This is a genomic window from Thauera phenylacetica B4P, assembly GCF_000310225.1.
Taxonomy (GTDB): domain Bacteria; phylum Pseudomonadota; class Gammaproteobacteria; order Burkholderiales; family Rhodocyclaceae; genus Thauera; species Thauera phenylacetica.
Window position 1 is genome coordinate 1 of sequence record NZ_AMXF01000143.1, and the last position, 10,371, is coordinate 10,371.

The window sequence follows — 10,371 nt, forward strand, 5'->3', positions numbered from 1 at the left end:
CTTCCATGTGCTCGACCACGCCCCATCCGGCGCGCTGATCGTGCTGGCGTGCGGCGTGGACGAAGCCGATGCGGCACAGGCGGGCGCGCGCCGCGCGGCGGCGGCGAACGCCTCCGCGTTACAGGCCGGCGCCTGCGTGACCTGGCGCTACGAGCTCGATGGTGCGCGCTCGGGCGAGCCTGCTGCTGCGGCCCCCGCGGGTGTGGTGGCGGGTGCGGTCCCGGCGCTGCGTGGCGAAGGCGTCGCCGCGCTGTGCGCCGAAGGTGTCGCCGCGCTGTGCGCGCGCCATGGCGCACGCTTCGAGGCCGCCGCCGCGGGCGCGAGCCTGCACCTGGAGGCCTCGTGCCCATGACCCCGCAGCGCATCCTGCTCGTCTCCGCGCACCCGCAGCCGCTGGCCGACCTGCTCGCCGGCGCAGCGCGTGAGTTCGTCCACGCTGCCTCGACGGACGCGGCGCTCGCCGGCCACGCCGCCGCGCCGTGCGCGCTGGCGCTGATCGAGGAGGGTGGCGCGATCGACGGCCCGGCGCTCCTGCGCAGCCTGCGTGCGAGTGAGCCCGCGCCGCTGTGCGTGCTGCTCCTGCCCGCCGGCGCCGGCGCCGTCGCCCGCGAACTCGAGGCCTGGCACGCCGGCGTCGACGACTGTCTGCGGGCACCGATCGATCCGCGCCTGCTCGCCTGCCGCATCGACCGCCTGCTCGATGCGTGCACCGCCCGCCGGCGCCTGGAAGCGCGCTGCGCCGAGCTCGAGGAGGCGCTGCGCAACGCCGAGCTCCTGGGCGCCGTGCTCGGCCACGACCTGCGCAATCCGCTCGCCGCGATCGCCACCGGCGCCGAGCTGCTGCTGCGCGGTCCGGACGCGGAGGGCGTGCGGCGCACGGCCGAGCGCATGCGCACCAGCGCGCAGCGCATGGCCGGCATGATCGAGCGCCTGCTCGAGCTCGCGCGCATGCGCGCCGAAGCCGGGCGCACGCGCTTCGAGCGCGTCGACCTCGGGGCGCTGGCGCAGCGCATCGCCGACGAGTTCGTGCGCCCGGAGCACGCCGGCCGCGTCGAGCTGCGGCGCTCCGGCGCGCTCGACGTCGACGCCGACGCCGGGGCGCTCGGCCAGGCGCTGTCCAACCTGGTGGGCAACGCGCTCAAGCACGGCGACGCCGGCTGCAGGGTCGTGCTGGAGGTGGACGGCCGCGCGGCCGACACGCTGCGCATCGTGGTGCGCAACCCCGGCCATGTCGCCGACGCGGTGGCGGCGCGCGTGGCCGAGGCCTTCGTGCGCCGCGAAGGCAGCCAGGGCGTGGGGCTCGGGCTCTACATCGTCAACCAGGTGGTGGCGCTGCACGGCGGCCGGCTCAGCCTGGAGAGCGCTGCGGGCGCGGGCACGACGGCCACGCTGGTGCTGCCGCGGCGGCGCGAGGCCGGCGTGTCGGAATCGTCCGACAAGGCTTTAGGCACGGGCTGATGGAGGCCCCGGCGTCGGCTGCGTAGAGTGGAAACCGTGAGCCGAACGGCACGACCGCCAGAGCCTTCGCCACCCCCGACCCCAAGGAGTCCATCATGCTGCGCTACGCCGTCATCTTCTTCGTCATCGCCCTCATCGCCGCCGTGCTCGGTTTCGGTGGCATCGCCGCCGGCGCTGCGGACATCGCCAAGCTGCTCTTCGTCGTCTTCCTCGTGCTCGCCGTGCTGAGCTTCGTGGTCAATCTTGTGAAGGGCAAATGACGCTGCCTCCCCGACCGGCCGCCGCGACTCGCGACGGCCCCCTCCCGCGCCCCGGCTGCCCTCGCTCGCGAGCGGCGGCCGCGCGGGCGTCCACCGCCACCGCGGAACTCGCAGGCTGAAGGCCATGCTCAGGATTGCAATCGTCGACGACCACCAGATCGTGCGCGCGGGCTTCCGCGAGATGCTCGCGGACGAGCTCGACTTCGAGTTCGCCTTCGAGGCCGCCACCGGCGAGGAGGCGCTCGCCGGCCTGCGCGCGCACGAAACCGACGTGCTGCTGCTCGACCTCTCGCTGCCCGGGCAGAGCGGCGTGGATGTGCTGCGCGCCGCGCGCCAGCGCCACGACCGGCTGCGCGTCCTGGTGCTCTCGGGCTTTCCCGAGGAGCGCTACGCGCTGTCGATGATCCGCAACGGCGCCGACGGCTACCTGTGCAAGGACTGCACCCGCGAGGAGCTCGTCGGCGCGATCCGCACCGTGGCCCAGGGCCGGCGCTACCTGTCGCCGCGCACCGCGGAGCTGCTCGCCCGCGAGCTCACCGGCGAGACCAGCGCCGCGCCGCACGAGAAGCTCTCCGACCGCGAGCTGCAGGTCTTCCTGCGCCTGGCGCGCGGCGAGTCGGTGTCCGACATCGGCGGCGCCCTGCACCTGAGCGTGAAGACCATCAGCACCTACCGCTCGCGCCTGCTCGAGAAGCTCGGCGTGGCCAGCAACGCCGAGCTCGCCACCTACGCCCTGCGCCACGGGCTGATCCTGGAGTGAGGGGGGAGGCGGACATGGGTGCATCGACCCGGACGCCGCTGCGCGTGGTGCTGATCGAGGACTCGCCGATCCTGCGCGACATGCTGCGCGAGCTGCTCGGCGAGCTCGACGGCGTGCAGGTGGTGGCCGATGCCGACGACGAGGCGGGCGCGCTCGCCGAGCTTGAGCGCCACCGCGCGGACCTCGCCATCGTCGACCTCGAGCTGCGCGCGGGCAGCGGCCTCGGCGTGCTCGATCGCCTGCACGCCGAACCCGCGCGCTACGGCCACCCGCGCGCCGTGGTGCTGTCCAACTACGGCCACGGCACCGTGCGCGCGCGCTGCCATGCCTGCGGCGTCGAGCACTTCTTCGACAAGTCCTTCCAGATGGACGAACTGCTCGATTTCGTGCAGGCGCAGGCCGCGCGCCACTGAGCCCCGGCGTGCCGGTAGCCGGCCTCAGCCCGCGGGCTGCAGCGGCACCCGCGCCTCGATCCGCGTCCCGCGCCCGCGCGCGCTGTCGATCTCGAGGCGGCCACCGAGCAGGCGCACGCGCAGCGCCAGCCCGGCGAGGCCGTGGCCCTTCGCGCGCACCTGCGCGGGGTCGAAGCCGGCGCCGTCGTCGGTGACGCCGATCATGATCTCCGCGCCCGCGGGTGCGAGCGCGACCGCAATGCGACGCGCGCCGGCGTGGCGGCGGGCGTTGTCGATCGCCTCCTGGGCGATGCGGTAGAGCGCCAGCGCCACTGGCTGCGCGAGCGGCGGCAGCTCGTCGGGGACCTCCAGCACGATGTCCGCGCCTGCGGCGGCCTCCATCTCGCCGATCAGCGAGCGCAGCGCTTCGGTGAGGCCGAGGTCGGCGAGCAGCGGCGGCTTGAGGCCGGCGACGATGCGGCGCTTGGTCGACACCACCCGGCCGAGGGCGTCGAGCAGGTGGTCGAAGCGGCCGCGTACCGGCTCCAGCGCCTCGGCGGGCAGCTTGCGGGTGATCCATACCGCATCCATGCGTACCGCCGACAGCAGCGGGCCGAATTCGTCGTGCAGCTCGGCCGCGAGGCGGGCGTGCTCCGCCTCGCGGGTCTCGCTGAGGTAGCCGGCGAGGCTGGTCAGCTCGGCGGTGCGGGCGTCGACCTCGGCCTGCAGGCGGGCGTTTTCCGTACGCAACAGGGTGGTGATGCGGCCGCGCAGCGCTTCCTGGCGCCAGGCGAGCCCGCCGATCACCAGCAGCAAGGCGATGATCGCGACGCCGAGCACCGAATTGATCGCACGCGCCTCGCCCGAGCGCTCGAAGGACGCGCGCGTGATGCCCTCCATGCGCGTGCGCAGCGGCGCGCGCAAGGCCTCGATGCGGGTGCGGATGTCGGTGGTGATCGCCGAGCCCGCGATCAGGGTGGCGGCCTCGACGCTGCCGCTGCCGCGCCCGGCGACGAGCTGGTCGAGCGAGAGCCAGCGCCGCTCCACCGGGTCGGCGAGCGCATCCGCCGCGGCCAGCGCGGCGGGGTCGGCCGCGAAGCCGGCGTGCAGCGCCGCGAGCGTGTCGCTCGCCTGCTCGCGGCCGTCGATGTAGGCGGCGAGGTAGTGCTCGTCCCCGCTCATTACATAGGCGCGCGCACCGGACTCCGCCTCCAGCACCTGCAGCAGCAGGGCGTCGAGGCGGGCGAGCTGCGCGGCGTGGGCCTCGAGCTCTTCCAGCGCGGCGTGCGCGGCCTCGGTCTGGCGCTGCCCATGGAGGATCCAGCCCACCCCGAGCACGAACACGAGCGCCAGCACCGCCAGCAACACGGGCGTGGACGGTCGGCTCGGCGTGGTGGTGGACGCGGATGGCATGGCTCGACGGGTGGGGGACGAAGTTTGGCGGGAATCCATTTAGCCACGGTTTTCCGGGCGCGGCCGTGCACTGCTTCCGCCCGCGTGCGAATCCTTCCGGGTTCGGGGCGTGAACGGCCGAAGGGGGCTCGCGCCCCCTCCGCAAAGCAATCGTCCCGCGACGCTTACGGGCGGATCGCGATGTCGTTCTTCACCGCCTTCACCCCCGGGGTGCTGCGGGCGATCTCGCCGGCGCGGTTGCGCTCGGCGGTGCTCTTGGCGAAGCCGGAGAGCTGCACGGTGCCCTTGAGCGTCTCGACGCTGATCGACATGGCGCTGACGGTCGGGTCTTCGGCGAACTTTGCCTTCACGCGGGCGGTGACGGTGGCGTCATCGACGTATTCGCCCACGGTGGATTGGTCGCGGGTGACGGCGCAGCCGACCGCGGTGAAGGCGAGCAGTCCGGACAGGGCGAGGGTGGCGGCGGTGTGCTTCATGGTGGATCTCCTGAGGGGTCTGGTGTTTTAGCGGGTCGGTTCCGCGAGCGGGTTGCAAGCCAACTATAGGACAGGGCTCCCGCGGGCGCTGTCCGACGAGGCGGAAAGGCGTGTAGGACGATTCCGTCATTCCCCGCATCGGCAGCCGCTGCCCATGCGCGCCCATGGCGTCGCCCGCATCCCTTCATCGATTCCTACAAATGCAGACGCCTTCGTCCTATTCAGCACGTCCGCCCGATCGCGGAAGATGGGTCTCGCCGGACGACGACACACGATCGACCGCAGACCCGGCGCCCCCCCGTGGCGCACGACACGACCGAGAAAAGGAGAAAGCCATGAACTGGGATCGCATCGAAGGCAACTGGAAGCAGCTCAAGGGCAAGGCGAAGGAGCAGTGGGGCAAGCTCACCGACGACGACTTCGACGTCGCCGCCGGCAAGCGCGACCAGCTCGCCGGCCGTGTGCAGGAGCGCTACGGCATCGCCAAGGACGAGGCCGAGCGCCAGGTGGACACCTGGGCCAACAACTTCAAGGACTGATCCAGCGCCCCGCGGCCGTCCCCTTCGGGGGGCGGCCGCCCCTTTCTTCCCGAGCACGCGACAACGCCCGGAACGACCGACCCGCCGCCATGACCCGAAAAACCGACCCCACCCAATCCCCTGAAGACCTCTTCACCCGCCTCGTCCTCCCGCCCCCGTCCTGCTCGCCGGCCTTGCGTCGCGACAGCTCGCGGGCCGGGCGCATTGCCGCCGTGCGGCGCCCCGGGCCGCGCAGGCGCTTCATCACGGAGAACACGCAATGAACTTCATCCTCTGGATCCTCGTCGGCGGCCTCATCGGCTGGGTGGCGAGCATCGTCATGCGCACCGACGCCCAGCAGGGCATTTTCCTCAACGTCATCGTCGGCGTGGTCGGCGCGCTCATCGCGGGCTGGATCATCTCGCCGCTGGTGGGCATCCCCACCATCAACCAGGACGTCTTCAGCCTGTCCGCGCTGCTCGTCTCGCTGCTGGGCGCCATCGTGCTGCTCGGTGTCGTCAACCTCGTGCGCCGCGGCCGTATCCGCTGAACTGGAGCGCTTGTCATGACCAAGAAAGCCAAAGCCACCGCCCGTCCTGCCAGTCCCGAGGAGCGCGATCCGCAACCCGTCAACCACGCCGCGGTCGAGCCGATGACGACCAACCAGGGCGTGCCGATGGCGGACAACCAGTCCAGCCTGAAGGCCGGCGTGCGTGGGCCCAGCCTGCTCGAAGACTTCATCCTGCGCGAGAAGCTCACCCACTTCGACCATGAGCGCATTCCCGAGCGCGTGGTGCACGCGCGCGGCTCGGCCGCGCACGGCTACTTCGAGTGCACCGCGGATCTCTCCGGCCTCAGCCGCGCCAAGGTCTTCACGAAGGGCAAGCGCACTCCGGTGTTCGCGCGCTTTTCCACCGTCGCCGGCGAGCGTGGCTCGGCCGACTGCGCGCGCGATGCGCGCGGCTTCGCGGTCAAGTTCTACACCGAGGAAGGTAACTGGGACCTCGTCGGCAACAACATCCCGGTGTTCTTCATCCAGGACGCGATGAAGTTTCCCGACCTTGTGCATGCCGTCAAGCCCGAGCCGCACAACGGCATCCCGCAGGCGGCCAGCGCGCACGACACTTTCTGGGACTTCGTCTCGCTGATGCCCGAGTCCACCCACATGCTGATGTGGGCGATGAGCGACCGCGCCATCCCGCGCTCGCTGCGCATGATGCAGGGCTTCGGCGTGCATACCTTCCGCCTCGTCGACGCCGAGGGCAAGGCCCGCCTGGTCAAGTTCCACTGGACACCGAAGGCCGGTGTGCATTCGCTGGTGTGGGACGAGGCGGTCAAGCTCAATGGCGCCGACCCCGACTTCCATCGCCGCGACCTGTGGGAGGCGATCGAGGCCGGAGCCTACCCGGAATGGGAGCTCGGCCTGCAGGTGTTCTCGGAGGAGGAGGCGGCGGGCTGGAGCTTTGACGTGCTCGACGCCACCAAGCTGGTGCCGGAGGAGCTGTGCCCGGTGCTCACCGTCGGGCGCATGGTGCTCGACCGCAACCCGGACAACTTCTTTGCCGAAACCGAGCAGGTCGCCTTCTGCACCGCCCATGTCGTGCCGGGCATCGACTTCACCAACGACCCGCTGCTCGCCGGCCGTCATCACTCCTACCACGATACCCAGCTCTCCCGGCTGGGTGGCCCCAACTTCACCGAGCTGCCGATCAACGCTCCGCTCGCGCGCGTGGCCAACAACCAGCGCGACGGCATGCACCGCCAGGCGGTGCATCGTGGCAAGGTGGCCTACGAGCCCAACTCGCTGGGCGGCGGCTGCCCCTTCCATGCCGGCATGAAGGGCTACGTCTCCTGGCCGGCCGAGGTCGAGCAAGCGCCCAAGCTGCGCGGCAAGCCGGAGAAGTTCGCCGAGCATTACCTGCAAGCCTGCCTGTTCTGGGACAGCCTGAGCGCGGTCGAGCGCGTGCATCTGGAAGGCGCCTTTCGCTTCGAACTGAGCAAGGTCACCGTGCCCGCCGTGCGCGAGCGCATGATCGCCAGCCTGCGCAACGTCGACGAGGGGCTCGCTGCCCGCCTGGCCACTGCGCTCGGCGTCGAGTTGCCCGCAGCACTGCCGCGCGCGCTCGACAAACTGCCCAAGCCCGAAGTGCAGTGTTCGTCGGCCCTGTCGCAGACCGCCTACCCGGGGGATGGCTCGATCGCGACCCGAAGGGTCGCCCTGCTGGTCGCCGAGGGCGTTTCCGCCAAGGCGCTGCGCCCGCTCGCCGAGGCACTCGCCGCGCAGGGCGCAGTGCCGGTCCATGTCGGGCCGCTGCTCGGTGCGGTGCGAGCGGACCGTGGTGAGCTGCCGGTCGATGCGACCTACGAGAACAGCCCTTCGGTGCTTTTCGACGCAGTCGTCCTTCCGGCCGATGAGGCCTCGCTTGCAGCGCTCGATGCGCACGCCGACGCCGTCGGCGATTTCGTCCGCGAGCAATACCGCCACGGCAAGGCGATCGGCGTCGCCGGTGGTGCGCTGCAGGTGCTCGAGCGCTGGGGCATCGCGCTCGACCGCAAGGGCAAAACCGATGGGCGCCTCGCTGGCGTGGTCGACTGCGCCGCCGACGCGAGCACCTTCTTCGCGGCGATCGCCCGCCATCGCCACCCCGAGCGCGAACGGCTGCCCGACTGGGCGCAGGCCGACTGAGGGCTGAGACCGCGGGTCTCGCCCGTTGGAGGGTCCCGGCGCGGGACGACGGTTCAGGCCGTCGTCCCGCGCTTTTGTGTGTTCGCCCTCGCGCTCCGGGTCTGCGTGCGGTGGTTCCATCTCGCCAGAGGCGGCGGGGCGGAGTCGGGCTGCTTGGGGGCGTACGCAGGCAGGGCTTGGAGGGAAGCAGACCGTGTCCGTCGCGGATATCCCTCGGGATTGGCGGCGAGCCCCCGCCGGCAGAGGCTTTTCGGCCCGGTCGGGGGTCCGGCGACAAGGTGGAAGTCGCGAACCCAGCCCGCGACGGCGGCAGAGGCTGCCACACGGGACCGTAGACGGAAAAACGGCCGGGTCGATGTCGACCCGGCCGTGGAGGGCGCGGTGGAGGAGGGGAGGGGCTCCGGCCGCGCCGGAGGAGGAGACTTGCGCGCGGGGCTTACTCGTCGCCCTTGGCCTTCTCGGTGCGCTCTGCTTCCCAGATGTTGGTCTCGACGTCGACCTCGGTCGCCTTCTTCGTGTCGGCGTCGAAGTCGATCATGACCTCGTAGCTCCGGTCGCCCTTGACGATCTCGTATTCGAGGTGCTTGGCGTCGTTGTCATTGACGGCGGTGACCTGGTAGCCGAGCTTCTCGAGGGCAGGTCGGTAGTAGCCACGCTCGTGGCCGGTGCCGAGCGCGTTCTCGAGCTGGTCCTTCTCTCCCGACCACAGCTTGGCGCGGGCGCGGTCGCTGTACTTCTCGGCCGCAGCGCTCAGGGTGGCCGGATAGGCGTACTTGTAGTTCTTGTCGCGCAGGGCGGCCACCGTGGTGTCGGCGCGCCACATGTTGACCGTCACGTCGACCTTGTCGGACTTGCCATTCTCGAGGTCGACCTGCACCTCGTAGGACTCGTCGCCCTTGACGATCTCGTACTCGAGGTAGTCGGGCTCGTCGTAGTTCTTCGCGGTGATCGCGTAGCCCAGCTTTTCCAGCGCCTTGCGGTAGTAGGCCTTGTCGTGGCCCACGCCGAGCGACTTCTCGAGCTCGTCGGAGGTCATCTGCCAGCGCTTCTTGAGTTCAGCCTTTTCGGCGGCGGTGAGGCGCTTCTTCTGAACCTCGGCAGCGCTGTCGGCGGCGAAGGCGGCCGGGGCGAGCGAGAGGCTGCCGACGAGGGCGGCGAGGGCGAGCTTGCGGGTGTCGAGGATCTTCATCGTCATGGTCTCCGTTGGGGCTGGGGTACCCGGGAGCACTGCGGCTCCGGGGCCTGCATCGGTCGGTCGTTTCGTCCGACTGCGGAAACCATGGTATGCACTTCGATTCGGCGGAAATGTCCGTCGATGCCCGATCCGCTTGTCGGACACGGTCGACAGGTGCTGCAGGAGGCTGCCGACCGCCGATGTCGCGAGGACGCGGCGGCAGGCATAGGGCACGCCCGCGGGAGTGCGCGGCGGGCCGCGTTCTGGCGGCCCGCGTGTGGCCTCAGGGCCGCTGCGTCTGCGCGATCATCTTGTCGAGGGCCGCCGTGTGGTCAGCCTCCTCGGTGGCGAACTCCATCGCCATCGCCTTGATTTCGGCATCGGTGCTGTTTTCCGAGACGGTGCGATAGAAGTTCATCGCGCGCGCCTCGTTCTCGCGCGCGTATTCCAGCGCCTGCCAGGGATTCATCGTGTAGTCGAATGCGTCCTCGTCGCCGACCTCGGTGGGGGCGATCCAGCGGTATTGCCAGGACTGGAGGCGGGGCAGTTCCACGCCGGCGGCGCGCTCGACGATCGAGTCGCCGTGCATGTTGGAGTAGCGCACCATGTCGCGGAACAGCGAGGCGACCTCGAGGTTGTTGTGCGCCTCCATCATGTCGGCGAGTTCGAGGTAGCGTTCGGCGGCCTCGCGCTCCATGGCGATGGCGTGGGCGAGAAATTCGGGCATCGTGTAAGACATGGTCGTCCTCCTGGAATCGTGTGGTTTTGTTGGGCTTCACATATATCACATAGTGAAGACGACGACAGGCTATACGCCGACGGTCTGCTTGTCTCGCCGCAGCGCACAAGGGGTGCCACGCACTCACCGAAACCCGCCGTCGCCCATCTTCATCAAGACCGTCGCCTGGGCATTGGTCGCCGAGGCACGCGCCGGAACGATCCCGCCCCCGCACTGGCCCGCACCCGCATGCCGTCTTGTGCCACCTGGCGCAGTTTCACAGTTGGAGCGCGTGTTGATGCCGTGCTTGATTCTCTCGTGAACTGGTCTATAAACTGGTCTATGGCAACCGGAGAACGTGATGAACCTTGAGATCGGCTCATACGAGGCCAAGACCAAACTGCCCGAACTCCTCCGCGGCGTGCAGGCGGGCAAGCGCTACACGATCACCCTGCGTGGCGAGCCCGTCGCCGACCTGATACCGGCTGAAGGCAAGCAAGCGGATGCCGCGGCGGG

13 protein-coding genes are annotated in these 10,371 nt (G+C 70.4%); 9 read left to right on the forward strand and 4 right to left on the reverse strand.

Annotated features, from left to right (window positions below):
* The 5 genes from C667_RS15645 to C667_RS15665 all read left to right on the forward strand — a co-directional run.
* A partial coding sequence (locus C667_RS15645; RefSeq protein ID WP_004368730.1) for a hypothetical protein occupies positions 1 to 352 on the forward strand: 352 nt, incomplete at its 5' end.
* Positions 349 to 1,458 carry an ATP-binding response regulator gene (locus tag C667_RS15650; RefSeq protein WP_004368732.1) on the forward strand — a complete coding sequence of 370 codons (1,110 nt, stop codon included), beginning with the start codon at positions 349 to 351 and terminating at the stop codon, positions 1,456 to 1,458. The genes C667_RS15645 and C667_RS15650, both read left to right, overlap by 4 nt.
* A 95-nt stretch (positions 1,459 to 1,553) precedes the next feature.
* Positions 1,554 to 1,718, forward strand: a complete 165-nt coding sequence (locus C667_RS25110) for a DUF1328 domain-containing protein (protein WP_004368734.1) — start codon at positions 1,554 to 1,556, stop codon at positions 1,716 to 1,718.
* A 124-nt stretch (positions 1,719 to 1,842) separates the two neighbouring features.
* Positions 1,843 to 2,478 (forward strand): response regulator, encoded by a 636-nt coding sequence (locus C667_RS15660; RefSeq protein ID WP_004368736.1) that lies wholly within the window; start codon positions 1,843 to 1,845, stop codon positions 2,476 to 2,478.
* Positions 2,479 to 2,492: 14 nt separating this feature from the next.
* Positions 2,493 to 2,891 (forward strand): response regulator, encoded by a 399-nt coding sequence (locus C667_RS15665; protein WP_004368737.1) that lies wholly within the window; start codon positions 2,493 to 2,495, stop codon positions 2,889 to 2,891.
* Positions 2,892 to 2,915: 24 nt separating this feature from the next.
* Here the strand turns inward: C667_RS15665 and C667_RS15670 are convergent, their stop codons facing one another.
* Complete coding sequence (locus C667_RS15670; RefSeq protein ID WP_245538481.1) at positions 2,916 to 4,322, reverse strand: sensor histidine kinase; 1,407 nt, start codon at positions 4,320 to 4,322, stop codon at positions 2,916 to 2,918.
* Positions 4,323 to 4,447: 125 nt separating this feature from the next.
* Entirely contained in the window at positions 4,448 to 4,759 is a 312-nt protein-coding gene (locus C667_RS15675) for a BON domain-containing protein (protein ID WP_004368739.1), read from the reverse strand.
* A gap of 335 nt (positions 4,760 to 5,094) precedes the next feature.
* Between C667_RS15675 and C667_RS15680 the strand changes: the two genes are divergently transcribed.
* The 3 genes from C667_RS15680 to C667_RS15690 all read left to right on the forward strand — a co-directional run bounded on the left by C667_RS15680 (position 5,095) and on the right by C667_RS15690 (position 7,963).
* Positions 5,095 to 5,298 carry a CsbD family protein gene (locus C667_RS15680; protein WP_004368741.1) on the forward strand — a complete coding sequence of 68 codons (204 nt, stop codon included), beginning with the start codon at positions 5,095 to 5,097 and terminating at the stop codon, positions 5,296 to 5,298.
* A 259-nt stretch (positions 5,299 to 5,557) separates the two neighbouring features.
* Complete coding sequence (locus tag C667_RS15685) at positions 5,558 to 5,827, forward strand: GlsB/YeaQ/YmgE family stress response membrane protein (protein ID WP_004368743.1); 270 nt, start codon at positions 5,558 to 5,560, stop codon at positions 5,825 to 5,827.
* A gap of 15 nt (positions 5,828 to 5,842) precedes the next feature.
* Positions 5,843 to 7,963, forward strand: a complete 2,121-nt coding sequence (locus C667_RS15690; protein WP_004368745.1) for a catalase — start codon at positions 5,843 to 5,845, stop codon at positions 7,961 to 7,963.
* A gap of 436 nt (positions 7,964 to 8,399) precedes the next feature.
* Here C667_RS15690 and C667_RS15695 read toward each other — a convergent pair whose 3' ends face one another.
* Together C667_RS15695 and C667_RS15700 are read right to left on the reverse strand one after the other, a co-directional pair.
* Positions 8,400 to 9,158, reverse strand: coding sequence for a hypothetical protein (locus tag C667_RS15695; RefSeq protein ID WP_157302372.1), 759 nt, complete (start codon positions 9,156 to 9,158; stop codon positions 8,400 to 8,402).
* A gap of 262 nt (positions 9,159 to 9,420) precedes the next feature.
* Positions 9,421 to 9,876: a ferritin-like domain-containing protein gene (locus C667_RS15700; RefSeq protein ID WP_004368754.1), complete on the reverse strand. Its 456-nt coding sequence runs from the start codon at positions 9,874 to 9,876 to the stop codon at positions 9,421 to 9,423.
* A 340-nt stretch (positions 9,877 to 10,216) separates the two neighbouring features.
* On the opposite strand from C667_RS15700, the gene C667_RS15705 reads away from it, so the two are divergent.
* Positions 10,217 to 10,371 (forward strand): type II toxin-antitoxin system Phd/YefM family antitoxin (locus C667_RS15705; RefSeq protein ID WP_004368756.1); only part of this gene is annotated, 155 nt, incomplete at its 3' end.